This is a genomic window from Pseudomonas arsenicoxydans (assembly GCF_900103875.1).
GTDB lineage: Bacteria > Pseudomonadota > Gammaproteobacteria > Pseudomonadales > Pseudomonadaceae > Aquipseudomonas > Aquipseudomonas arsenicoxydans.
In genome coordinates, this window is sequence record NZ_LT629705.1 from 4,393,189 (window position 1) to 4,417,240 (window position 24,052).

A 24,052-nucleotide genomic window follows, 5' to 3' on the forward strand; every position below is an offset into this window, starting at 1 on the left:
TGACGAAAAAAAGCAGCCTCCAAGATCATGTTGAAGTTTGTTTATCTGCAGGGCGCTCTACGGCGAAATGATCCCGTGATCGATGGCGTATTTGACCAGCGCCGCGGGTTTGTCGATGTTGAGTTTGCGCCGGATGCTCAGGCGGTGGGTTTCCACCGTGCGCACGCTGATGTCCAGTTCACGGGCCATTTCCTTGTTGTTCAGGCCCTGGGCCATTTTGTACAGCACCTGGCTTTCGCGCGGCGTCAGCTCGTTGTCGGTGCTTTTATCGGCAATCAGCCGCTGGGCGATTTCGGCGCTGTAGAACGTGCCGCCGCTGGCAATGGCTTCGATCGCGGCAATGATTTCCCGCGACGGTGAGTTCTTCAGCACATAGCCACTGGCGCCGGCACGAACGGATTCACTCACGTATTCATAATTGTCGTACATGCTCAGCACCAGCACTTTGAGCGACGGGTACTGACTGCGTAACAGGCGCGTCAGCTCAAGCCCGTTCATGTCGCGCAGGCTGATGTCGACCAGCAACAGGTCCGGTTGACAACGCCCGACCATCTCGATGGCATCAGCGCCACTTTCAGCTTCGCCCACCACCTCCAGCGGCGCCATGACCGCGAGCAGGGCTTTGATCCCGTCGCGGACCAGGGCGTGATCGTCGACCAGGGCGACGCGGATCGGGCAGGGCAGGTTCATTGCGGTCATTCACTCTTGTTGTAGTGGGGTGAGTCAGCGTTTTGAGCCGGGCACGTTCATTGGCAGAATCACGTCCAGCTCACTTCTTCCAGGTATCGATACCAGGTCGAAACGCCCGCCAAAATGTTCGACGCGCTCACGGATATTACGCAAACCAATGCCCGCGTGGCGACGCTCGACCTGAGCCACGTTGAAGCCGACGCCGTCATCGACCACCGTCAGCCGTACGGATTCCGGTGACCCGTGCAGGGTAATGGAAACGTGTTTAGCCTGGGCGTGGCGTTCGATATTGGTCAGGCCCTCTTGCACGATCCGAAACAGCGAGACCGCCGCGCCATCGACCAGATCACAATCGAATTCGTTATCGTCGTAGGTCACTTTCAGACCGCTGCGTTGCTCGAACTCGGTGGCAAGTTGGCCGATGGCGGCCGGCAGGCCCAGGGTATCGAGCAACGAGGAACGCAAATCGTGAGAGAGGCTGCGAACCTCGCCAATGGCATCCCCGAGGCGCTGCGTGGCCTCTTTGAGTGTGCTCAACCCTTTGTCTTGTGCCGGGCCATTCTCCAGCAGAAGGCTGGCCAGTTCGAACTGAAACTTGATGGAGACGAGTAACTGACTGATGCCGTCGTGCAGTTCGCGGGACACCCGTGATCGCTCTTCCTCCTGCAGGCTGACGATCCGCTGGGTCAGGCGCTGAAGCTTTTTGTCCGCCAACCGATGTTCACTGACGTTCAGCGTCATGCCGCTGGCGAAGACAAACAGCACCGCGACGAGGGCAACAACCGCAATCGCCAGCATGGTTTTGCGGATGCCCTTGGCCACTTCGTCACGCGCCTGCTGGGTGGCGCGGTCAACGTCCTCAAGGTAGATGCCGGTGCCGAGCATCCAGCCCCAGCGATCCAGCATCACTACGTAGGCCAGCTTGTCGGTCACCTGGCCGGAGGAGGGTTTGTTCCAGGCATAGCGCTGAAAGCCTTCGCCTGACTGCGCAGTGTTGAGCAACGCCTGGATCACCGGCAAACCGTGCGGATCCTTCATGTCCCACAGGTATTTGCCCACCAGGTCTGACTGGCGCGCGTGCATCAGGCTGCGCCCTTCGCGGTCGTAGACGAAGAAGTAACCATTGATGCCGAAGCTCAGTTTGCGCAGTTCTTCCAGCACTTGTTGCTGGGCGTGTTCGTCACCGTGGCCGTCGTCGTACAGCGGCGCGATCAGGCTTTGCGCCATTTCCACGTAGTTTTTAAGTTCGGCACGCTTGCTCGCCAAAATGCTGTCTTCGATCAGTTGCGCCTGTTGATCGCCAAGTTGACGGTTCAGGGAAATCACCAGCGCGCAGATCACCGCGATCGCCAGGACCAGCGGCAGAATCCCGAGCGCGACGATTTTGTGTTTGAGCTGCATCTTGGCTCCTGACCGGGCGGAGGGTAGGCGAAGGCCGGCATCATATGCCAAAGATACGCGCGTCCTGTAGCGCGGCAGGACGGAATGACCTGCGGCTTTAGTGTTAGGCCAATTGGAATACAAAACCCTGTGGGAGCGGGCTGTCTACGTAGAACTACGTAGACAGCGCGTACGTAGTAACGCGGATTTATTTGTAGACGACATGCGCAGATATTGGGCCAGCTCCGCACCGCGGACACAATTATAAAAATTACCGCCGCAGTCACTGGCTGTCGGCAGGAGACACGCTATGCCCCGTCTGGCTAAACACCTTGCCTGGTTTGCCGTGGCTGTCCTGGGAGCGTTTGCGCTGAGTGTCGTGGCCCTGCGCCGCGGCGAAGCGATCAACGCCCTCTGGATCGTAGTCGCAGCAGTCGCTATTTACCTCGTCGCATACCGCTACTACAGCCTGTTCATCGCCACCAAGGTGATGCAACTGGACCCCAATCGTGCCACGCCCGCCGTCATCAATAACGATGGCCTGGACTACGTGCCGACCAATAAACACGTGCTTTTCGGTCACCACTTCGCCGCCATTGCTGGCGCGGGGCCGCTGGTGGGCCCGGTATTGGCCGCCCAGATGGGTTACTTGCCCGGTACGCTGTGGCTGATTGCCGGTGTCGTCCTGGCCGGTGCCGTTCAGGACTTCATGGTCCTGTTCATGTCCACCCGCCGCAACGGCCGCTCCCTGGGCGATATGGTCCGTGAAGAAATGGGCCGCATCCCCGGGACCATCGCGCTGTTTGGCTGCTTCCTGATCATGATCATCATCCTCGCGGTGCTGGCACTGATCGTGGTCAAGGCTTTGGCCGACAGTCCATGGGGCATGTTCACGGTGATGGCGACCATCCCGATTGCGATGTTCATGGGCATTTACATGCGCTATATCCGCCCGGGTCGCATCGGCGAAATCTCCGTGGTCGGCGTGCTGTTGCTGCTGGGTTCGATCTGGCTGGGCGGGCAAATCGCTGCTGATCCGGTCTGGGCCAAAGCCTTCACCTTCACCGGCATCCAGATCACCTGGATGCTGATTGGCTACGGTTTCGTGGCTGCCGTTTTGCCGGTGTGGCTGATTCTGGCCCCGCGCGACTACCTGTCGACCTTCCTTAAAATCGGCACCATCGTGGCGCTGGCGATCGGCATCCTGATCACCATGCCCGACCTTAAGATGCCGGCACTGACCCAGTTCATCGACGGCACCGGTCCGGTGTGGAAGGGCGGTCTGTTTCCGTTCCTGTTCATCACCATTGCCTGTGGCGCGGTCTCGGGTTTCCACGCGCTGATCGCTTCCGGCACCACGCCGAAGTTGCTCGCCAGTGAAGGCCATGCCCGTTACATCGGTTACGGCGGCATGCTGATGGAATCCTTCGTCGCCATCATGGCCATGGTCGCCGCTTCGGTGATCGAGCCAGGTGTGTATTTCGCCATGAACAGCCCGGCGGCACTGGTCGGCGCGGATGTGGTTTCGGTGGCGCAAACCGTCAGCAGCTGGGGCTTTGCCATTACCCCTGATGCGTTGCAGGCGGTGGCCAAAGACATCGGTGAAACCACCATCCTGGCCCGTGCTGGTGGTGCGCCGACCCTGGCGGTCGGTATCGCGCAGATCCTGCACCACGTCCTGCCAGGTGAAAACACTATGGCGTTCTGGTACCACTTCGCGATCCTGTTCGAGGCGCTGTTCATCCTGACCGCCGTGGACGCCGGCACCCGAGCCGGACGCTTCATGCTGCAGGACTTGCTCGGCTCCTTCGTGCCGTCGCTGAAACGCACCGACTCCTGGCCCGCGAACCTGATCGCCACCGCTGGTTGCGTGGCGATGTGGGGCTATTTGCTCTATCAGGGCGTGATTGATCCATTGGGCGGTATCAATACCTTGTGGCCACTGTTCGGTATCTCGAACCAGATGCTGGCCGGTATCGCGCTGATGTTGGCTACCGTTGTGCTGATCAAAATGAAACGCCAACGCTATGTGTGGGTGACCATGCTGCCTGCTGTGTGGCTGCTGATCTGTACCGTCACTGCGGGCTTCATCAAGCTGTTTGATGCCAACCCGGCGATCGGCTTTCTGTCACTGGCGAAAAAATACAGTGATGCGCTGGCCAATGGTCAGATCCTTGCCCCGGCCAAAAGCATCGATCAGATGCAGCATGTGATTTACAACGCCTATACCAACGCCACGTTGACGGCGCTGTTCCTGTTCGTGGTCTTCAGCATCCTGTTCTTTGCACTCAAGGTCGGTATCGCGGCTTGGGGCAGCAAAGAGCGTACGGATAAAGAAGCGCCGTATCAGGCAATTTCGCAGGTGTGATGGAGGAGGGCGATAATGTTCAATGACCTGAGCCGTCTTGGTAAATACCTTGGTCAGGCTGCGCGGTTGATGGTTGGCATGCCGGACTACGATACCTACGTCGAGCATATGCAAACCAAACATCCGGACAAGCCGGTGATGAGCTATGAGGTGTTCTTTCGGGAGCGTCAGGAAGCTCGATACGGTGGTGGCAATGGGCAGACTCGCTGTTGTTGAGTCCATTCGAAGGCCATTGTTGAAGTTGCTCTGATACTGCGACTGAGTGCACAGAAAGGCCGGATGATTTGGCTGATGCTGTTTACTTAAGATGGTTATGGGGTTGGGGTTGGGGTTGGGATTGGGGACATATCCGTTGCTGCGGTAACGGCGGCTATTGGTTCCGCTTTTACAGCGGGTCACTTGGAGAAGCGCCAAGTAACCAAGCGCTTTTGCCCCTGACGTTCGGTGCCTCGCTAAGGCTCGGCATGCCCTCGCTCCGGTCCTGCTCCGTGGGCCCGCCGCCATCGGCCATCCATGGCCGGGGGCGGCTAACCCGGCATCCATGCCGGGTTGCCCACTGCGCAGAACCTCCACTCGGCCTCTCGAGGCGGCGTGCACTGCAAAAGCAAAGCGAGGCGGCCTACGGGCCGGCCTGATTCTTCAACGCTGACGCGTCCTGATCGTTCCCATGCTCCGCGTGGGAATGCATCCCGTGACGCTCCGCGTCACCCTTGCGCAAGACTCAAGTCTGGTGTCGACAGCGGAACGCAGAGCGTCCCCGGCGGCATTCCCACGCGGAGCGTGGGAACGATCAACAGCACCAGCACCAGCACCAGCATCGCGAGCAGGCTCACTCCCACATAAAGCAGAGCAGGCCGGCGCGCAGCTTTTGCTCCTCACCACTCATCAGGTCGAGCGTTAGCTCGCCTTTAGCTTTTGATCTTGATTTTGATCTTGATCTGCCCCGTCGGGAGGCCGAACGCAGGTTCTGCGTAGTGGGCAACCCGGCATGGATGCCGGGTTAGCCGCCCCCGGCCATGGATGGCCGATGGCGGCGGGCCCACGGAGCAGGACCGGAGTGAGGGCATGCCGAGCCTAGGCGAGGCACCGTACGTCAGGGGCGCTGGCGCTTGGTTACTTGGCGCTCTTCCAAGTGACCCGCCGTAAAGGCGGAACCAATACAAGCCATTACCGCAGAAACGGATATGTACCCAACCCCAAACTTTCTCAAGCGAACAGCATTAGGCTGACGAAACCGGTTTTTATTCGTTAGACCTTTTTCACGCCGAACAATTAAGCGTCCGCAAATGGACAATACCCAATCATCAGCAATACTTCATTTCGCCCTGTGCTGTTATCCGTTCAATAGTGATAAACATTAATTGAGAGGGACATCATGCCGTCGAATAAAAGTGCATTGTGTATTTCCGTTCTTGGAGCGCTCTCTCTTTTAGCCAGCGAGCGCAGCACAGCCGGTGGCCTGATGTTGTATGAATTCGGCACAGACAACATCGGGCTGGCCAATGCCGGGGCCGCCGCCAGGGCACAAGGCCCTTCGACCATCGCCAGTAATCCCGCTGGCTTGAGCTATTTGAATGGAACGCAGATCACTGCCGGTGCACAGATCCTCTTTGGCCATCTGTCGTTCGATCGGGATGAACAAACCAATACCCCAGGCACCGGCAGCGGCAATATGCTCGACCCCATACCGGGAGGCAGTTTTTTTATCAGCCATAAGCTCGATGACCAGTGGTCAGTCGGCTTCGGCTCCTATGGCGATTTTGGCCTGGCGGAAAACTACGACAACGACTGGTCCGGGCGCTACTTCGTGCAGAACGCGAGCATCGCCGGTTTGTCACTGGTGCCCAGCGTGGCGTATCGCTTCAACGATCAGTGGTCGGTGGGGCTTGGCGTTAAAGCCATGTACGGCATGCTCAAATCCGAGGCGGCCATCGATCAGTCGCCCCTTGGCCTGACGAACCGCGCGGACGGCCAGTACAAATACAGGGACACCGATTGGGGCTTTGGCGCCAATGTCGGCGTGATCTATGCCCCGCAAGCAGGCACGCGTATCGGCTTGGCTTACACCAGCCAGGTGGACCTGAACTTCGAGGATGGCCTGGATATCAAGAACAGCGGTCCGCTGGTGAGTCGACTGGACGGCACCAATCTCAAGCTCGATCTGAAAGTCCCGCAAACCGCCACCCTCAGCCTGTACCAGCAACTGGATCCGCAATGGGCGTTCCTGGCCTCGGTGAATTGGCAGGACTGGTCCAAGTTCGGCGACATCGGCATCGACGTCGACACCAATGCTGGCGGGTCGCAGGCGACCACCATCAATGCGCATTACAAAGACACCTACCAATTGGCCTTGGGCGCGCAGTATCAGATGAACCCTGATTTGCTCTGGGACTTCGGTATTGCCTACGACACCTCGGCGGTTTCCGACGGCAATCGCACGGTGACCGTACCCATGGGCGCCGCCTGGCGGTTCGCCGCCGGCCTCACGTATTCGCTGAACAAGGAGACCGACCTGAACTTCAGCTGGGTCACGGTCTGGATGGGTGACATGCCCGTCGACCAGACCAAATCCCTGTCGGGCAATCGTGTGTCTGGCGAGTTCGACAACGCCTGGATTCAAGCGCTGTCGGCCAACATGACCTGGCGGTACTGACGAGTGCGTCCACCCGGATCACTGCGATGCACTTGGCTCTACCGGGCCCAAGGCCCGCACGCTGGAGGGCGTTCGATATGAACAGATGCATCATGCTGCCTGCGCTCTCAATGATGACGCTTGCAGTCCCCGTCTGCAGTGTTGCGGACACGGACAGTCAGGCCGAGCTGGCCAAGCAGGCACTGAACCCGGTCGCGGCGCTCTATAGCTTGCCCATCCAGTACAACTGGAACCAGAAAATGGGCCCCTCCGGTGACGGCATCCAGAGTGTGACCAATATCCAGCCGGTTTTACCGTTCAGCCTGAATGAGGACTGGAACCTGATCTCGCGCACGATCCTGCCGATCATCGATCAGCACGGTCTGGTGCCGGGTGGTGTGGCTGACAAAAGCGGGGTAGGCGACACGTCGCAGAGCTTTTTCTTCTCACCGAAAAAGCCGACCGAGGGCGGCTGGATCTGGGGCGTAGGGCCGGCACTGCTGTTGCCGACCGGCAGCAACACCTTGCTCAGCAGCGAACAGTGGGGGCTGGGGCCGACGGCCGTGGCGCTAAAGCAGGCGCACGGCTGGACCATCGGTATTCTCGCCAACCACATCTGGTCGCTGGACAACAGCCCGGCCGACGACAAGGAAAAAGTGAATCAAACCTTTCTGCAACCCTTCCTGGTGTACACCACGGCGACTTACACCAGTTTTGGCATCAATACCGAATCCACTTACGACTGGGAGACCAAGGAGTGGAATGTGCCGATCAATCTGTTCGTGACGCAGCTGTTCAAGGTCGGCCACCAACCCATGAGCCTGCAGGTCGGGCCACGCTATTGGGCGGACAGTCCGAAAGACGGCGCCCAAGGATGGGGCTTTCGCGTGGCCTACACGCTACTCTTTCCCAAATGAAAGGCGCCCTGCGCTACTTCACGTCTTCGACCTCATAATTCACATAGCCGAACTCACTGCTTCGGGCCGCGACGTATTTGCCGTTTTGCTCAAACACCGTGGCCTCGAAGGGCGAACCGTCAAGGGTGGTCACCAGTTGCCCGTCCTTGATTTCATATTTGGCCGGCACGCCGAATTGTCCGCCGTGCAACATGTTCAGGTACTCGCCTTGTGCAGGCGGTTTGCCGTCGACGCTGGAGACCGAGCGCTGGCCATCGGTGCCGTAGATGATTTCAAAGGTCTGGCCGGTGACCGTGTTGCGAACCTTGACGGTTTTACCCACCACCAGGGTTTGCAGCTGCTCGTTGGTCAACGCCTTGGCGCCTTCGGTTTTCAGCTGGTCAACGGTTTTTCCCCGCACCGTCAACTGGCTGTCTTCGGCGTTCGGTGAGTACCAGATCGGTGAAGTCCAGGCGCGTTCCTGGACGACGGCCGAGACGTTGGCCGGTGGCGGCACCTGCAGCTTGGCGGCGTCGTAGGTGCTCCAGCGGGGTGTCGGGATCTGTAACACGCGGGCGTAGTAGAACGCGTGCTGGGCCGGGTCGAAGTCCGGGTCGACCCAGACTTTTTTCAGCTCGGTGGCGCCAATGGTATTGGTGTACGTGGCCTTGGAAATATCGACGGTAGAACCCACCGGTGGGATTTTTCCAGTGGCGGGATCGGGCGTGCGATCACCGGACCAGGCGACGTCGTAGATCTTCTCGAAGGTCTGACCGTTTTTGGTCCAGCCCTTGATGATCTGGATCCGGTCGAGGTTGCCATCATCGGCATCCTTGACTGCCCACACCACGAAGCTCGGCGCCTCTTTGCCCGGTTTTGCCGGCAAGTCGCCCCCCATGGGCACGCCCTTGGCGTAGGCGGCGTGCACCCAGTCTTTTTCACTCCACAAGTTGCTGTCGAAACCCCATCCACCAAACAACCGCACGGGAATCCGCACGCCGCTGGTGCCATAGACTTCTTTGCGCTTCATCGCATCGAAGATGGATTCACGGGTGTTTTGTTCCGCCCAGACGCCGGCCAGACCGGAGGTGCTGGTTTGCACGGCTACCATGCCCGAGTTCTGTTTGCCGGAAATCCGCGCTTGAGGTGTGCTGTCAGTAAAGCCGTGGGAGCCGAAGTTGTCGCTCTGCGTGTAAGGAATTACCCCGTTGTGCGAGTCGCTGGCACCGACAACGCCCATTTTATAAGGGTTAAAGCCACGCGCTTCTTGCAAGGCCATGCCGTTTTGCCAGGCTTGGCGGATGTAGCTGCCGTTAGGTTTGGAGGTGCTGTTGTCCATGCCAAGCAGGAAACTCATGATTTCGTAGTTGGCGAATTCATCGGTGGGTGACAACTCGGGGTGGGTTTCCGAGGTGCCCTTGACCTGGTGGATTTCCGTGAGGGACTCGTTACGCATCCGCGTCTCGGCCCACGCGGCATCGATAGGGCGACCCCGGTCATCGACGTCGACCGGAAACATCATGCCGTTACTGAGGTTGGCGTTGTGCGAGATCGCCAGTACGTCATTGCCCTTTTTGCGCTGATCGTCCATCCAGGCCCACAAGTCCTCGGGTTTGCCGGAGTCGAGAGCGGTAAAGGGCAGTTCGGGCGCCTTTTTCGAATCGCGGAAGAACACATTGCGGTGCATGTTCTGACTGTTGGGCGCCGAGGTCCATTCATACGCCACGAACGTGGTGAACTTGCCGGGCTTGTAATACTTGTCAGCGATGGCGATGTTTTGCTGCCAGATGTTGCCGGCGACCTTCGGATCAATCAGTTCCTTGATCGGGTGGTTCAGGCTGCCCGCGATCCATTTGAAGACCCGATTGAAGTCCTCCGGCGTTTTGACGATCAGCTTTTGCGCGATGGGTGTTTTGCTGAAATCCGATTTCGGATCGTTGGCCAGCGCGATAACGCCCACGTACTCCGAGTGATCGGTGACGCCGTGAAAATCCAGCGGACGGCCCTTGAGCTGCACTTCAAAGCCCATCGGGTGCATGACCGGCATGCCCAGCGAGAACTTGTAAGCCTGCTCGGGATCGACCACGTGGTTGCCAACCAGGTAGGCGTCGATTGACCACGACGTGTGCGAGTGCGTCTGGCCAAAGTAGACCTCGCGGTCCGGATTGCCATCCGCGATGACCAGCGTGCTGACAGCCAGGGTCAAGGCGGCGTAGCTGAACAAGAACGATGTGCTGAGGCGAGTGTTGGTTTTCATATTCCACGTCTCCGAAACACGGCAGTGACAGGACGGTGCAGTTCAGGACCAAAAACTTGAGATTCGTTCGAAAAACCAGAAGGCGGCCAGCGTTCCCAGCCCATAGGACGCCACCGGTCGGGCATACAAGTGCGCAGGCCGTGGCAGTCGACAACGCAGCAGCAGCGCCCGCAGGCTAAAAACCAAGGCGACGAACATCAACTGGCCGATTTCGACGCCGACATTGAAAGTAAACAGCGCCAGGGGCAGGTCCCGTTGTGGCAGGCCAATCTCTGCCAGCGCACCGGCAAAACCAAAGCCATGCAACAAGCCAAAACTAAAGGCCACGACCCACGGCCATTGGGCGGTAAAGCTTGCCTCGCCACGATTCTTGCGGGTGATTTCCACCGCCAGCAACAGGATGCTCAGCGCAATCGTCGCCTCTACCGGAGGGCCGGGCAGATGCACGGCGCCCAGCGTGGCGAGCGCCAGGGTGATGGAGTGGGCGAGGGTGAACGCGGTGATGGTCTTCACCAGCATCCAGCCGTTACCCACCAACAACAGGAGGCCGAAGACAAACATCAGGTGATCGAAGCCACCGACTATGTGCTCGATGCCATGGACCAGAAATGCACCGGCCACCGAGAACGCGCCCGGTGTGGCGGCGATTTCAATCCAGGGTTGCGCGGGTTGCACGAGGGTGGTGGAGAGCGTGCCGTCCAGGCGCGAGACGCGGACCAACACATCGGTGATGCTGGCTTGCAGGCCGACAAACTCAATGCGCTTGCCCACCAATCCTGCGGGGCCGGCATCGATCACCCGGCGCTCGATCAGCGAGTCATTGAGCTCGCTTTCCACCGGTTCAACGACCGTTTGTACGCCTTCGGCGAATTTCAGCGCGATAGGCAATCGCATCCCTGAAAGCACTGGCGTGCGCCACAGTACGTCGTAGCGCCCGGCGGCGACTTCGTTGATTTCCATGTAGGCCGGGCGGGATTCATGGGCCAGGGCCGCTTGCCCCATGAGCAAAACGCACAACACAAGCCAGATCGAACGGCGCATCACGGCTGCTCCGTTTCAGTGGCCGCAATAGCTGGCATCATCACCATCACTTGATAGCGGGCCTTCAGCGCTGCGAAATTCGCACGTTTCGACTCAGTACGCTGTTCGGAAAGCCAATCGGACTTGACCTGCTGGGCGATGGTTTCAAAGGGCGGAGCCGTTGGTTTGACCAGCGCATCAACCCACACAAGGTGCCAGCCAAACCCCGACTCAATCGGACCGACCCACCGTCCCGGGGTTTGTTGAAACACTGAAGTGGCGAACTTTGAGCCGAAGTCCTTCGCTACTTGATCTTGCGATTGCTCGGCATAAGCGTGTTTAAACACGAAGACATCACCTTCGCCGCTGTTTTTGTCGGTCAGGGTGGCCAGCGCAGCTTGAGCTTGTGCCTGGGCCTCAGTACCGCGTTTGTCCGACGCGAAGAACAGGTGATGAAAAGTCACCAGTGGCGGCGGAGCATAGTTTTGCTGATGGGCGCTGTACCAGACTTGCAGTACACCGGGGGCCGGTTCGCGAAGTGCGGCGACATCCTCTGCCAGAAAGTCCATTTTTTGCGCCAGCCGACGGCGAATAATCGTGTCGTCTTTATCCAGGCCAAGTTTCAGTGCCTCGCGATAGAGAATTTCTTCCTTCACATATTCATCAAGCAGCCCTTGAAGTTGCTGGTCGGAGGGCGGCCGCTGCCATCGCGCGAGCCAGGAAATCTTGATGCGCTGAATAGCGTCCGGGGTGATTTCTATTCGTTGCGGATCTTGATTAACGGTCGAACGGTGCAAACCACCGTACAACACAAAGAGTGCAAAACCGGCGATCAGAAAGTGCAGTAATGGCTCACGAAGGCAACGCGTGATCAACGAGAATCTCGCCGGTTTTACATCGGAGACTTTTAAGTTCATGACTTATTGGCCCACGTTTCAATCGAATAATGTGCGGTGCGAATGGGAGTATTGCCGTTGCCTCAAAACTTTCCAGCGAGGCTAATCACGTTAGGCACTAAGCTCTATTCGTAATCGGATTAAATACGCTGCGCATTGAGTCGGGCGACGTGGGTGCCTGAGGCGATGTACATTGACGAGGATCCAGCTAAAACCGCCATGGCGTCTGAACACTTCACTGGGCTAAACAGGCTGAATGACAGGCTGTTCGTGCCGTGGTTGGAATTAAAGCGAATAAAGCTATTGATAAAAACGTCCATAAGCTTTAAACGGGAAGCACACGGGCACATGGCTAGTAATCAGCAGGTGAATTTCGCCAGTTTCTGGCTCAGGGAGTGCTGATGAGTGTTCGTCCATTGACCGACTCCCCACGACAATCAAACGACTGCGATGTTGTCGCACCTCAACTGACAGGGAACTTGGATACAGTCGCAATGGCCTACGCGGGTATTGAGGACACGATCGAACAATTGCTCGACTCGGCGCGCCACTGGGCCCACACCACTGCGTGGGTGGTTTACCGTGCCGGCGACCAAATGCATTTGGTCGGGCAGGGCGACCCTGCGTTGCCGTGGCCGTCAAGCGTGGCCAATGAAGACTTCGAAGAATTTTGCCTGACCCGACGCTTGCATCGCTGGCCGACCGGCAAAGGTGAAAGCGTGCTGGGCTGGCTACTGGCACCCGTCACCGAGGCCGGCGAACCGGCACTCGCCGAGTTTGCCCAACGCCTGGGCATCGAGGTCCAGACCAATACCCTTGCCCGGGCACAGATTACTCAGCGGGTGCTGTATGAAATTACTTACCTGGCCAGTTCGACCCGTGATCGCTCCGTGTTTCTGGTGGGGGTTCATCGGCTGCTGGCCAGCCTGATCGACGCCGAGAACTTCTATCTCGCGCTGTACAATCCGCACACCGGCAAAATTGATTATCCCTATTACGTCGACATCATCGACGTTGATGCCCTGGAGTCCGAGCAATACGAATACCTTGACGCTTCGCACTTGTCGTTGACCGGCCAGGTGTTGACGTCTGGCCAGCCGTTACTGATCGATGCCGCCGGCATTCGTGCGGCTGAGGCCGAAGGCCGCTTCTACTGTGTGGGTGATCGTCCGGAATTCTGGATGGGCGCTCCGTTGAAAAATGCCTCGGATGATGTGTTTGGCATGTTGGCGATGCAGGTCTACGACGTTTCCCGTGCCTACAGCGCCGAAGACCGCGCGCTGTTTCTGGTGGTGGCCCGCCACGTAGCCATGGCGCTGGACAGGATTCTGCACCGCGAGGACCTGGAAGAGACGGTGCTGCGCCGCACCCTGGAGCTTTCGGCGCTCAACGATGCGTTGAGGCAGGAAGTGGCAGAACGCGAGCGCGCCGAGCATCTGCAGAGCGCGCTGTTCCAGATTGCTGAACTGTCGAGCCAGCCGGGCGACATGGCTGAGCTGTTTCAAACCTTGCATGGCATCGTCGGTGATCTGCTGTTCGCGCAAAACTTCTACATTGCGCTGTTCGACGACGCGACCACCGAAGTGACTTTTCCCTATTATGTCGATGAGCGGCAGACGACCTGCCCGCAGGCTCGGCGTGGTCGCCGGGGCTTGACCGAGTACGTTATCCGCCAGCGTCGAGCGTGCCTGATTGACGTCGATGAAGCTGAACGCTTGTCGGCGACCGGCGAAATCGAGCAGGCCGATGAATACGTCCGCTCCTATTCCTGGCTGGGCATTCCCTTGTTCGATGGCGATGTGGTGCGTGGCGTACTGGCGGTGCAAAGCTATACCTCGCAAGTGCGCTATACCCTGCGGGATCAGGAGCTGCTGACGTTCGTGTCGCGGCACATCGACACCGCGTTGTCGCGCCGCACGGCTGCCGAAGCGATCCATGCCGCCAACCTCAAGCTTGAAGCTCGGGTGCAGAACCGCACCCGCGAACTCGATCACGCCAATGCCAAGTTGCAACACGAAAACTCCCACGATGCACTGACGGGGCTGCCGAATCGAACCTACCTGCAACAGCGCCTCAATTTGGCTTGGTCGCAGTTCGGCAGTGAAGGCGGGCACCTGGCGGTGATGTTCATCGACCTGGACCGATTCAAGCTGGTCAACGACAGCCTCGGCCACCATTTTGGCGACCTGCTGTTGATGCAGGCAGCCCACCGACTGCGCGGTTGCCTGCGCGACACCGACATGCTGGCGCGCCTGGGCGGCGATGAGTTTTCGGTACTCGCGCCCGAGGCGCCACTGGATGTCTTGATCGAAATCGCCGAACGGATTCTGTTAGCGTTCGACCTGCCGTTTTTCATCAATGGCCATGAAGTGTTTTCGTCGTGCAGTATCGGCATTGTCAGCGCCGACCATCAGTTCCATCAGGAACCGGCGGATTTGCTGCGCGACGCCGATGCCGCGATGTATCGGGTCAAGAGTGCCGGTCGCGACAGTTACGCGGTGTTCAACCAGGAAGTGCGCCGCGAAGTCTCTGATCAGGTCGAGCGTGAAGGGGCCTTGCGCAATGCGCTCAAACGCACCGACGAACTGCTGCCGTATTTCCAGCCGATTGTCAGTGTAGAAACCGGCGAGCTGTTGGCTCTTGAAGCGTTGATTCGCTGGCATCAGCCAGGCGGGCGGGTGATGGGCCCAGGCGAGTTTTTACCGGATGTCGAGGGGTTGCGCCTGATCGGCCGGCTGGACCTGTACATGCTCACCAGCATTGCGGTGATTCTCGCCCAGCCCGAGCACGCCAATTGGCCTGCGGTGCACGTCAATTGCTCCAGCTACAGCATGACGCGCCCGGATTTCGCCAACGATGTGCTTGCGCTGTTGGCCCGGTACGGGGTCGCGCCGTCGCGTATTTGCCTCGAGTTGACCGAAGGCGCGCTGGTGGCCGAGCCGGCAATTGCCCGACTGACCATGCAGCAATTGGCCGACAACGGCATGTCGGTGGTGCTCGATGACTTCGGCGCAGGGTTTTCCTCCCTGAGCTATGTGCATCAATACCGTTTCAGCGGCTTGAAGATCGACAAGTCGTTCATTCTTGAACTGACCACCAGTGCTCGCAGCCGCGCGATCGTGCGGGCGATTGTACGGATGGCCGAATCGCTGGACCTGAGCGTCGTGGCCGAAGGCGTCGAGGACGCCGAGACGCTGGCGTTGCTGCGCGAAATGGGCGCCGGGCAGGCCCAGGGTTATTATTTTGCCAAGCCGATGTGCCTTGAAGCGTTACTGGCCTGGGGGCTTGATTCAGGCACTGCAGTTGAGGCCGCTATAGCCAGCGACCAAGCCTGAATTCATTCCTCTATTTAGCGATGACGCCGTGCCAGGCGGCTATCGCAATGAGCACCAGAAAACACGCCAGCTGCACACAAAAAAAAGAAAATCGAACGGCCACGAACGTATCGGTTTGCACGTGGGATACGTGAACCAGAGACTGGCACACGCGAGCGGTCAGGACGAGTATGCACAGGGCGTCCACCACAGGACCGTCGACACCAAGGGCTGAAATCACCCACACGATGGCGCCAAAGACAGGCAGGTTTTCCACGCAGTTCGCGTGGGCTCTTGTGCCACGCCGATACCAGTCCTCGCCTTCGAGCTGATCGCTTCGGAAAGAGGCAATCGGAACGTTCGAGAACAGGATCCTGACCCAGCGATACACCCCGACGGTTGCCATCAACAGCAGTAACGTCCAGGTCGCAAATCCAAGCAGCATCCACATCGGCGTCGTCATGGCGGCCATCCTCGATCAATCATTTTCAGCACGTCTTTCTACAGGGCGCGCCCGACGGGTCGGTCGCGCCCTGTCGATCATTCGCCCATGATGGGCGCCAGTGCGACCTGAATCCTGGACATCTGGGCCGGTGTTGTCATCGCCGTCAGCAGCCGGCCAAAGTGTGGATGCCGGACCCCCGAGACAATGTATTGCCAGCGATAGGCGCTGAGGATGCAGGCCTTGATTTGCGCTGTCTCGGCAACGCTGAATGAGGGCGAGACATTTCGCACGAAGTAGTCGGCATCGACGGCCGCTTGCGCTTGCAGGATGGTGTCGACGGCGGCCACCAGCGCAATCAGATCGTCCACTGCCTGGTCACGCTCGGCGGGCGAGAGTTTCGCGTGTTCGGCCTTCCACTCCAGCTCATCGAGCACGACGTGGCGACTTTCATCCTTCCAGTGAAATTTGAAGACGTCCTTGAACAGTGGGCACAACTCTTCGCGCGGGGCGATGCTTTGTGCGTAATGCGCCTGAACAAACAGTTCGATATGACAGGTCAGCGCCAGCACTGACCAAGTGCTGGCCGCAAGGACCGAGCGCGCCACCTCGTTTGGATCGGCCACTTGGCGGTATCCGGCGGGCAAATGCGCACCCAGCATTGTCTCGATGCGCCGGAACAGCTCCTGGTGCTTGATCTCGTCGTTGGAAAAGCGCACCAGTGCTTCAAGTGCCAGTTGATCCTCAAAGACATGGGCCCGACCTTGATCGAGCATTTTGGCACTGATAAAACGCTCCACCAGGCCAAAGAGATATGCATAGGTTCGGCCCTGAATCTGACTGAGCAGGCGGGCCTCGTCTGGGGCGAGAAAGGTCAGGCGGTCGACTTGCGAAAGTCCATCGGGCAAGAATTTTCGCGAGAAGTCGAAGCGACGGTCTTGCAGCAAATCGCGATCGATCTGCCATTCCGCCTTCTTCGATGATCTGACGAGTTGAGCATAACGGGCGGCGTTGCCCGAATTTGAGCGGGGTACGGTTGCGACGCTGTTCATATCGATCTCCTGCTTCCCGGATCAAGTAGCAAAGGGCCGTTTCAGCCAACATCGGAGCCGATGACCGTCTGTGAAGACTCTCAGGGCTAGCCTGATCATCGGGTCCGCGTTGGTGCTAATCTAGGCCTCGCCGTTCTGGCGAAGAATGCCCGGGGCGCCTGATTGCATGCTCCAGGCTCCGGAAGAGAGGGCGGGCAAGTGTTGGATGCGCTTTCTGATGTCTTGCGTGTGATTCGGCTGTCGGGAGGGGTTTTTCTCGAGGCGGAGTTCACTGCGCCCTGGTGCCTCAACGGAAGAATCTCCGCCGACGATTGCAAGCCGTTCGTGGCGGCACCCAGGCACATCATTGCGTCGCATTTTGTCGCCTCGGGGCACATGCAATTACGCATCGATGGGGAGGCGCCCATCGATGTGCGGGCAGGCGAACTCATTCTGCTTCCTCGCAATGACATTCATTGCTTTGGCAGTGACCTGGGCATTGCGCCCCTGTCGGCGAGCGACATTATCCAACCGCCGGAAGTGGGTGGCATTTCACGAATCAAGTGCGGCGGGGGCGGCGACGCAACGCATTTGTTGTGCGGATTCCTCGGTTCTGAAACCCCCTTCAGCCCGTTACTTTCATCGTTGCCATCCTTATTGAAACTGGACGTTCGCTCGACGGCGTTGGGCGCCTGGATCGAAAGCTCATTTCGTTTCGCGGTGAGTGAGATCGCAGCGGGGCGGGTGGGCTCGACAACGGTCATCACCAAGCTATCAGAGTTGCTCTTCGTCGAAGCCGTCAGCCAGTATGTCGCCAGCCTCCCGGCTGAGCGACGCGGGTGGCTGTCGGGTTTGCGAGATCCGCATATCGGGCGCGCACTGGCGCTGCTCCATGCTCGTCCAACCGACGGCTGGACCGCAGAAGCCCTGGCGCAGGAAGTGGGCATGTCGCGCTCTGTGTTCGCAGAGCGATTCACCGCATTGGTCGGTCAGCCACCGATGCAATACCTGACGCTGTGGCGAATGCATGTGGCGGCTCAACAGTTGCGCGAAGGTCGAGGTAACGTGGCGCAGATTGGCTTTTCAGTGGGCTACGAATCCGAAGCCGCGTTCAGTCGTGCCTTCAAACGCCAGTTCGGCACATCCCCTGGCACTTGGCGCAAACAACCCGTATGAGAGGGCGCGGGCGCTTTACCCTTGCGCCCGCACCAAGCATCATGGCCGCCCGCACTCCTGCCAAAGGTGGCGGACTTTCGTGGTGAAAAGGACCTGCAGTTGAACGAACACACATTATCCATGCGCCTGGAGCGGGTGGCTGCGCATGTGCCAACCGGTGCGCGCCTGGCCGATATCGGCTCGGATCACGCCTATTTGCCGGTTGCATTGATGCGCCGTGGGGCCATCGCCGCAGCGGTGGCGGGCGAGGTGGCATTGACGCCGTACCTCTCGGCCGAACGTACCGTCAGCGAGAGCGGTCAGGACCTGCGGATTACCGTGCGCCTGGCCGATGGCCTCGCGGCGATCAAGCCCGAAGACGCAATCACTGCGATCAGCCTCTGCGGCATGGGTGGCGAGACGATCCGCGACATTCTCGAGCGCGGCAAGGCGCACCTGAGTGGCCACGAGCGTCTGATCCTGCAGCCCAACGGCGGCGAGCAACCCCTGCGCCATTGGCTGATGGACAATGGTTACCGCATCCTTTGTGAGGAAGTGCTGCGGGAAAACCGTTTCGACTATGAAATCATCGTCGCCGAGCTTGACGGGCCGGTGGTGTACAGCGAACAGGAACTGTACTTCGGGCCGTTGCAGATGCAGGCCCGCAGCCCGGCGTTCCTGGTCAAGTGGCAGCGCCGGCTGCATCAGAAGCAAAAGACCCTGGGCGAATTCGCCCGTGCGGGGCAGGCCGTGCCCGAAGAGAAGGTGCAGGATGTTGCGCGGCAGGCCCGCTGGATCACCGAACTGCTGGCTTGATTCCGGGCCCGCCATGAACGTCATGACGCACTTCGACCGTTGACGGCAATCATTCGATATCCACGATTACTTTGCCTGCCGCCTTGCCTGCAGCAACCAGTGCATGAGCCTCATTGACGGTGCCGAGGGTAAAGCGTCGTTCGTCCAGCAGCACCCGCAGTTGTCCTGCTTCAGCCATGGCGCTGGCTTGAGCGAGAATTTCGGCATGGTGCTTGCGACCTTTGCCGGTAATCAAAGGCAGCAGGGTGAACACTCCGGAATAGGTGGCACCGCGGAACGATAACGGCGCAAGTGAGTGTTCACCCCAGCCGAGGCAACTGACGACGTGGCCCGTGTACACTTTTGCCACTGCGAATGAGGCATCCAGTGTCGCGCCGCCGACGGTGTCATACACGATGTCAAAACCTTCGCCGTCGGTGTATTGCTCAAGATATTCCGCAGGCTTGCGGGCTCGGTAATCAATGGCGGTGGCCCCCAGGCTTTCGATGACCTCACGGCTATCGGCACTCCCGGTGGCAAAGACGTGTGCCCCACGCGCCTTGGCGATCTGAACCGCCATATGCCCGACACCTCCCGCACCGCCGTGTACCAGAACACGCTGCCCGGCCCGGACATTGGCCCGGTCGACCAATCCCTCCCACGCCGTGATGAAGATCAGCGGCAGCGCGGCGGCTTCGCGCATGCTCAGGTTTTGCGGCTTGCGTGCCAACAGGTCGGCATCGACAGCGATGTACTGCGCCAGCGAACCCTGGTGGCCGCCGATACCCCCGGCCATGCCGAAGACTTCGTCACCGACGGCGAACTGAGTGACGCCGGTCCCGACTGCTTCGACGACACCGGCCAGGTCCATCCCCAAAACAGCCGGCAACGGTTGGCGGGCATGCAGTCCCTGACCGTTACTGATCTTGGTATCCAAAGGGTTCACGCCACTGGCGATGACCTTGACCAGCACGGGTCCGGCGGCAACCTCAGGCAAGGGCAGTTGCTGAATCTCTAAAGCGGCTCCAGCCTGCAAAGCGACGGCTGCGCTCATGGTGTTCTGGTTCATGGGTGATTCCTCTTGAAATGATTCGGTTCGCGCCAGGCGATGGCAACAGTCTCCTGCAGCCGCTGAATTCCGATAAGAGGGCAAATGCCTATAGTATTCATTCCAATTAATCGCTAAGTGGATAGCTATGGACACGTTGGAAGCGATGGCCATTTTTATGCGGGTGGTGGAGCGAGGAAGTTTTTCAGCTGTGGCCCGTGAAACCGGCCTCAGTCAGCCGACCATCAGCAAGCAGATTGGCGCCCTGGAGAACAGGCTCGGCGGCCGTCTGTTCGCCCGCAGTACGCGCAACCTGAGCCTGACGGATGAGGGGCAACGCTACTACGAACATTGTCGGCAGATTCTGGCGGCGGTGGACAACGCCGAGCACAGTTTTCAGACCGGACAAGAGCGCGTGGCGGGCCCGCTGCGTATCGCCTCTTCAGGCAGCTTCGGACGCATACAGATTGCGCCTCGGCTGCACGGTTTTCTGCAGCGATACCCCGAGGTGTCCATCGACTTGCAGCTGAGCGACGAGAACGTCGACCTCGTCAGTGAGGGGATCGATGTCGCGGTGCGCATTGGCGAGTTGAAAGACAGTGGCCTTATCGCCAGACAGATAGGCCTGACCAAACGTCGAGTATTTGCAGCCCCCGGTTATCTCGAGCAATTCGGCGTGCCGGCGACACCGGATGAACTGTGCAATCACAATTGCCTTGTGTTCAATCAGCTCAAGCATTCCGACCATTGGAGTTTCGAGCACCACGGCAAATGGAGCGAGGTACAGGTCAAGGGCAATGTGCGCAGCAACAACAGTGAGTCGATCCGGCAAATGGTCTTGAGTGGCCTGGGTCTATCGCTGTCACCCTCATGGTTGTTTCGTGAGGATTTGCAGGCAGGGCGAGTGGTGGCGTTGCTTGAAGGGTATGCACCGTCATCGATGCCTATTCACGCGGTTTCTCCAGCGGACCGCAGGCAGTCAGCGCGGGTGCGGGCGTTCACTGATTATTTGAGAGACGCTTTTGTAGCCGATATCGACGTTTGTATTGATTGAATGACAGCAGGCTGGATGAAACAGACACGTGTTGGCCCCGTGCGATACAGATGACCGCGCGGGGCTTTCAGTCACTGCATTACGTAACGCCCGGGGGCCGATTCCAGCGCCGGGTATTGCGCATTGCCGGTGTGCAATGCTGAAGTCTGGCGCTCGCCGGCCTGTTCAGCCAGCCAGGCGAACCAGTCATTCCACCAACTGCCAGGGTGTTGCTGGGCATTCATGAACCAGGTTTCCGGGTTTTTGGTGACCCGCTTGTTGGTCCAGTAATGACGTTTTTCCCTGGCTGGCGGGTTGATTACCCCGGCGATATGCCCCGAGGCGCCGAGTACAAAACGCGTGGGCCCGCTCAGCAGTCGGGTGCTGGCGTAAGCGCTTCGCCACGGCACGATGTGATCGTCATGGGTAGCGAGGATGTAGGCTGGCGCTTCGATGGCGCGCAGGTCCAGTTTGACCCCGCAGCAGTCCAGGTCGCCGGATTTCAGGTCGTTCTGCAGGTAGGTGTGGCGCAGATACCAGCAATACATCGGGCCTGGCAAATTAGTGCTGTCGTTGTTCCAGAACAGCAGGTCGAGGGCATTGGGTTTCTGGCCCTTGAGGTATTTGTCGACGTTGTAGTTCCACCACAAGTCGTTAGGGCGCAGCAGCGAGAAGGTGTTGCCCATGTCCTCGCCCTTGAACAGACCGACGGGGCCATCCAGTCCGCCGATAGTGCGCTCGCGGTAGGCCACCAGTTGTTCGTCGACGAAGATGTCGATGGGGCCTGTGTCCAGGTAATCGAGGAAGGTGGTCAACAGGCTCACACTGGCGATGTCTTTGTCGCCGCGCGCCGCCAATACCGCCAGCGCCGTGCTCAGCAACGTACCGCCGATACAGAACCCCACGCAATTGGGGCGTTGTTCGCCACTGATCTCGCGGGTGACTTGCAGGCCTTTGATAATGCCGGTCTCGATCAAGTCATCCCAGGTGGTGCCGGCGTGCGCCGCGTCAAAGTTGCGCCACGACATCAGGAACACTGGGTGCCCTTGCTGCAACAAGTGGCGAACCATCGAGTTGTCCGGGCGCAGGTCGAGGATGTAAAACTTGTTGATCGACGGCGGGACGATGAATACCGGGCGCCGGTACTGGGTTTCGCTTTGCGGGTAGTACTGGATCAACTGGAACAGTTCGTTCTCGAATACCACTTCGCCGGGCGTGTTGGCCAGGTCGACGCCAACCTTGAAGGCACCGCTGTCGCACTGGCGCATCTTGCCTTCTTGCAGGTCGCTGGCCAAGTGCAGCAGGCCGGTGAGCAGGCTGGCCCCCTGAGTATCGACGACGCGTTGCAAGGCGTCGGGGTTACTGGCGAGGAAGTTGCTGGGCGCACCGGCGGCAATGGCTTGTTCCACCAGATAGAGCAGGCGCTGGCGTGGTTTTTTGTCCTTGATGGGCAGCTTGTCGAGCAGCTTGAGCAGGAAACCGGCGTTGAGCAGGTAGAACGCCGCCAAGGAACCGAACAGCGGAGTGTTCCAGTTACCGCTGGCGAAACGTCGATCTTCAAAGCTGAATGGCTGGCCGGTCAACAGGCGCTGGCCCAGATCGCCCCACTCCATTTGATAATCGGCTTGAAGGCTGTCCAGGGTTGCACGGGGCAACTCGAACCACTCGTTATAGTCCTGGCCGGTAAACCACGGATTGGTACTGACCCACAGACGTAATTGTTGCACTGCAAAGGAGGCGATGAACGGGACCTGTCCTGACCAGAAGGTGTTGAAGGTGTGCGCGTTATTGTCCATGGAACTCCTTGCCCACATCGGAAATCCGGGCAGAAAAAAACCGCGGTGCCGCCATTCGGCACCGCGTCAGTAGTCAACCAAGCCTTTTTTATTTTTATCGTTCGATGAGCAGGCTGACGCCTTGGCCGCCGCCAATGCACAACGTGGCCAGGCCCTTTTTACCGTCACGACGAATCAGCTCGTGCACCAGCGACACCAGAATCCGCGCGCCCGATGCGCCGATCGGATGGCCCAGTGCAATTGCTCCACCGTTGACGTTGACCTTTTGGGTATCCCAGCCCAGCTCCTTGCCGACCGCCAGTGACTGCGCGGCGAACGCTTCATTGGCTTCAATCAGATCAAGGTCGTCCAGGCTCCAGCCGGCTTTGGTCAATGCCAGACGAGTGGCCGGTACCGGACCGATGCCCATGATCGACGGGTCCACGCCCGCACCGGCGTAAGCCTTGATGCGCGCCAGCACCGGTAAACCCAGCACCAGCGCCTTGGCGGCACTGGCCAACAGCAACACCGCGGCACCGTCGTTGAGGGTCGATGAATTGCCGGCGGTGACGCTGCCGTCTTTCTGGAAAGCGGGTTTGAGATTGCTCAACGCTTGCAGCGTGCTGCCCGGGCGCGGCTGTTCATCGGTGTCGAACGCCAGCGGATCGCCCTTGCGCTGGGGAATCAGAATCGGGGTGATTTCCCGCTTGAAATAACCTGCTTCGATGGCTGCTGCGGCTTTCTGTTGCGAGGCGGCGGCGAAGGCGTCCTGATCTTCGCGGCTGAGGCTGTATTGCGTGGCCAGGTTCTCTGCGGTAATGCCCATGTGGTAGTCGTTGAAGGCGTCCCACAACCCGTCTTGAATCACGCTGTCTTGCAGTTGCGCATGACCCAGACGCAAGCCGGTGCGCGCCTTTGGAAGCACATACGGCGCCAGGCTCATGTTTTCCTGACCGCCTGCAATCACCAGTTCGGCGTCGCCGCAACGGATCGCCTGGACGGCCAGTTGCACCGCCTTGAGGCCCGAGCCGCAGACCTTGTTCAGTGTCAGGGCAGGGGTGGTAAAGGGCAGGCCGGCCTTGATTGCGCTCTGGCGTGCCGGATTTTGCCCCGAGCCTGCACTGAGGACCTGGCCGAGGATCACTTCATCGATCTGGGCGGCGTCGACTCCGGCCTGTTCGAGCAGGCTGCGGATCACCGCTGCGCCCAGGTCGGTGGCGGGAATCGCCGACAGGGCACCTTGGAAACTGCCGATGGCGGTACGTGTTGCGGCAACGATTACGACTTCGTTCATGCGAAACCTCGTTAGGATGTAGTCGA

At 59.3% G+C, this 24,052-nt stretch carries 18 protein-coding genes; 8 read left to right on the forward strand and 10 right to left on the reverse strand.

Features of this window, described 5'->3' with window-relative positions:
* Positions 1-57: 57 nt before the first annotated feature.
* The gene (locus BLQ41_RS20570) at positions 58-690 is read right to left on the reverse strand and encodes a response regulator (protein ID WP_090183693.1); all 633 of its coding nucleotides are present in this window, start codon (positions 688-690) and stop codon (positions 58-60) included.
* Between the two features lie 33 nt (positions 691-723).
* Entirely contained in the window at positions 724-2,091 is a 1,368-nt protein-coding gene (locus tag BLQ41_RS20575) for a cache domain-containing protein (protein WP_090183695.1), read from the reverse strand.
* Positions 2,092-2,380: 289 nt separating this feature from the next.
* Between BLQ41_RS20575 and BLQ41_RS20580 the strand changes: the two genes are divergently transcribed.
* From BLQ41_RS20580 to BLQ41_RS20595, 4 genes are all read left to right on the forward strand, one after another.
* Positions 2,381-4,438 carry a carbon starvation CstA family protein gene (locus BLQ41_RS20580; protein ID WP_090183696.1) on the forward strand — a complete coding sequence of 686 codons (2,058 nt, stop codon included), beginning with the start codon at positions 2,381-2,383 and terminating at the stop codon, positions 4,436-4,438.
* A 15-nt stretch (positions 4,439-4,453) separates the two neighbouring features.
* On the forward strand, positions 4,454-4,654 hold the full coding sequence (locus BLQ41_RS20585; RefSeq protein ID WP_038983272.1) for a YbdD/YjiX family protein: 201 nt from the start codon (positions 4,454-4,456) through the stop codon (positions 4,652-4,654).
* 1,159 nt (positions 4,655-5,813) lie between these two features.
* Complete coding sequence (locus tag BLQ41_RS20590) at positions 5,814-7,091, forward strand: OmpP1/FadL family transporter (protein ID WP_090183698.1); 1,278 nt, start codon at positions 5,814-5,816, stop codon at positions 7,089-7,091.
* 110 nt (positions 7,092-7,201) lie between these two features.
* The gene (locus BLQ41_RS20595) at positions 7,202-7,987 is read left to right on the forward strand and encodes a transporter (RefSeq protein ID WP_231997124.1); all 786 of its coding nucleotides are present in this window, start codon (positions 7,202-7,204) and stop codon (positions 7,985-7,987) included.
* Between the two features lie 13 nt (positions 7,988-8,000).
* On the opposite strand, the gene BLQ41_RS20600 is transcribed toward BLQ41_RS20595, so the two are convergent.
* The 3 genes from BLQ41_RS20600 to BLQ41_RS20610 are packed head-to-tail and all read right to left on the reverse strand — an operon-like array spanning position 8,001 to position 12,160.
* Complete coding sequence (locus BLQ41_RS20600; protein ID WP_090183701.1) at positions 8,001-10,223, reverse strand: DUF3604 domain-containing protein; 2,223 nt, start codon at positions 10,221-10,223, stop codon at positions 8,001-8,003.
* Positions 10,224-10,265: 42 nt separating this feature from the next.
* A complete protein-coding gene (locus tag BLQ41_RS20605) occupies positions 10,266-11,264 on the reverse strand; it encodes a HupE/UreJ family protein (protein WP_090183703.1) in 999 nt (332 codons plus the stop codon).
* Positions 11,264-12,160, reverse strand: a complete 897-nt coding sequence (locus tag BLQ41_RS20610; RefSeq protein WP_090183705.1) for a peptidyl-prolyl cis-trans isomerase — start codon at positions 12,158-12,160, stop codon at positions 11,264-11,266. Before BLQ41_RS20610 ends, BLQ41_RS20605 begins: the two co-directional genes overlap by 1 nt.
* A gap of 380 nt (positions 12,161-12,540) precedes the next feature.
* Here BLQ41_RS20610 and BLQ41_RS20620 point away from each other — a divergent pair, with 380 nt between their 5' ends.
* Positions 12,541-15,474, forward strand: a complete 2,934-nt coding sequence (locus tag BLQ41_RS20620) for a sensor domain-containing phosphodiesterase (protein WP_090183708.1) — start codon at positions 12,541-12,543, stop codon at positions 15,472-15,474.
* A gap of 10 nt (positions 15,475-15,484) precedes the next feature.
* Here BLQ41_RS20620 and BLQ41_RS20625 read toward each other — a convergent pair whose 3' ends face one another.
* Positions 15,485-15,916 carry an MAPEG family protein gene (locus tag BLQ41_RS20625; protein ID WP_090188703.1) on the reverse strand — a complete coding sequence of 144 codons (432 nt, stop codon included), beginning with the start codon at positions 15,914-15,916 and terminating at the stop codon, positions 15,485-15,487.
* A 77-nt stretch (positions 15,917-15,993) separates the two neighbouring features.
* Positions 15,994-16,947 carry a diiron oxygenase gene (locus tag BLQ41_RS20630; protein WP_090183709.1) on the reverse strand — a complete coding sequence of 318 codons (954 nt, stop codon included), beginning with the start codon at positions 16,945-16,947 and terminating at the stop codon, positions 15,994-15,996.
* Positions 16,948-17,145: 198 nt separating this feature from the next.
* Here BLQ41_RS20630 and BLQ41_RS20635 point away from each other — a divergent pair, with 198 nt between their 5' ends.
* Both BLQ41_RS20635 and BLQ41_RS20640 read left to right on the forward strand, forming a co-directional pair.
* Complete coding sequence (locus tag BLQ41_RS20635) at positions 17,146-18,102, forward strand: AraC family transcriptional regulator (RefSeq protein ID WP_090183711.1); 957 nt, start codon at positions 17,146-17,148, stop codon at positions 18,100-18,102.
* A 99-nt stretch (positions 18,103-18,201) separates the two neighbouring features.
* Positions 18,202-18,897: a tRNA (adenine(22)-N(1))-methyltransferase gene (locus BLQ41_RS20640; protein WP_331715165.1), complete on the forward strand. Its 696-nt coding sequence runs from the start codon at positions 18,202-18,204 to the stop codon at positions 18,895-18,897.
* 49 nt (positions 18,898-18,946) lie between these two features.
* Here the strand turns inward: BLQ41_RS20640 and BLQ41_RS20645 are convergent, their stop codons facing one another.
* On the reverse strand, positions 18,947-19,945 hold the full coding sequence (locus tag BLQ41_RS20645) for a zinc-dependent alcohol dehydrogenase family protein (RefSeq protein ID WP_090183712.1): 999 nt from the start codon (positions 19,943-19,945) through the stop codon (positions 18,947-18,949).
* 127 nt (positions 19,946-20,072) lie between these two features.
* Here BLQ41_RS20645 and BLQ41_RS20650 point away from each other — a divergent pair, with 127 nt between their 5' ends.
* Complete coding sequence (locus BLQ41_RS20650; protein ID WP_090183714.1) at positions 20,073-20,978, forward strand: LysR family transcriptional regulator; 906 nt, start codon at positions 20,073-20,075, stop codon at positions 20,976-20,978.
* A gap of 71 nt (positions 20,979-21,049) precedes the next feature.
* Here the strand turns inward: BLQ41_RS20650 and phaC are convergent, their stop codons facing one another.
* The gene (gene phaC / locus BLQ41_RS20655; RefSeq protein WP_090183715.1) at positions 21,050-22,753 is read right to left on the reverse strand and encodes a class I poly(R)-hydroxyalkanoic acid synthase; all 1,704 of its coding nucleotides are present in this window, start codon (positions 22,751-22,753) and stop codon (positions 21,050-21,052) included.
* A gap of 94 nt (positions 22,754-22,847) precedes the next feature.
* On the reverse strand, positions 22,848-24,026 hold the full coding sequence (locus tag BLQ41_RS20660; protein ID WP_090183717.1) for an acetyl-CoA C-acetyltransferase: 1,179 nt from the start codon (positions 24,024-24,026) through the stop codon (positions 22,848-22,850).
* Positions 24,027-24,052: the final 26 nt, after the last annotated feature.

What these genes read in the sequence shown, in the direction of transcription:
- BLQ41_RS20570 (WP_090183693.1), bottom strand. Translation starts at nt 690, where the DNA reads ATGAACCTGCCCTGCCCGATCCGCGTCGCCCTGGTCGACGATCACGCC.
- BLQ41_RS20575 (WP_090183695.1), bottom strand. Translation starts at nt 2,091, where the DNA reads ATGCAGCTCAAACACAAAATCGTCGCGCTCGGGATTCTGCCGCTGGTC.
- BLQ41_RS20580 (WP_090183696.1), top strand. Translation starts at nt 2,381, where the DNA reads ATGCCCCGTCTGGCTAAACACCTTGCCTGGTTTGCCGTGGCTGTCCTG.
- BLQ41_RS20585 (WP_038983272.1), top strand. Translation starts at nt 4,454, where the DNA reads ATGTTCAATGACCTGAGCCGTCTTGGTAAATACCTTGGTCAGGCTGCG.
- BLQ41_RS20590 (WP_090183698.1), top strand. Translation starts at nt 5,814, where the DNA reads ATGCCGTCGAATAAAAGTGCATTGTGTATTTCCGTTCTTGGAGCGCTC.
- BLQ41_RS20595 (WP_231997124.1), top strand. Translation starts at nt 7,202, where the DNA reads ATGATGACGCTTGCAGTCCCCGTCTGCAGTGTTGCGGACACGGACAGT.
- BLQ41_RS20600 (WP_090183701.1), bottom strand. Translation starts at nt 10,223, where the DNA reads ATGAAAACCAACACTCGCCTCAGCACATCGTTCTTGTTCAGCTACGCC.
- BLQ41_RS20605 (WP_090183703.1), bottom strand. Translation starts at nt 11,264, where the DNA reads ATGCGCCGTTCGATCTGGCTTGTGTTGTGCGTTTTGCTCATGGGGCAA.
- BLQ41_RS20610 (WP_090183705.1), bottom strand. Translation starts at nt 12,160, where the DNA reads ATGAACTTAAAAGTCTCCGATGTAAAACCGGCGAGATTCTCGTTGATC.
- BLQ41_RS20620 (WP_090183708.1), top strand. Translation starts at nt 12,541, where the DNA reads ATGAGTGTTCGTCCATTGACCGACTCCCCACGACAATCAAACGACTGC.
- BLQ41_RS20625 (WP_090188703.1), bottom strand. Translation starts at nt 15,916, where the DNA reads ATGACGACGCCGATGTGGATGCTGCTTGGATTTGCGACCTGGACGTTA.
- BLQ41_RS20630 (WP_090183709.1), bottom strand. Translation starts at nt 16,947, where the DNA reads ATGAACAGCGTCGCAACCGTACCCCGCTCAAATTCGGGCAACGCCGCC.
- BLQ41_RS20645 (WP_090183712.1), bottom strand. Translation starts at nt 19,945, where the DNA reads ATGAACCAGAACACCATGAGCGCAGCCGTCGCTTTGCAGGCTGGAGCC.
- BLQ41_RS20650 (WP_090183714.1), top strand. Translation starts at nt 20,073, where the DNA reads ATGGACACGTTGGAAGCGATGGCCATTTTTATGCGGGTGGTGGAGCGA.
- phaC (WP_090183715.1), bottom strand. Translation starts at nt 22,753, where the DNA reads ATGGACAATAACGCGCACACCTTCAACACCTTCTGGTCAGGACAGGTC.
- BLQ41_RS20660 (WP_090183717.1), bottom strand. Translation starts at nt 24,026, where the DNA reads ATGAACGAAGTCGTAATCGTTGCCGCAACACGTACCGCCATCGGCAGT.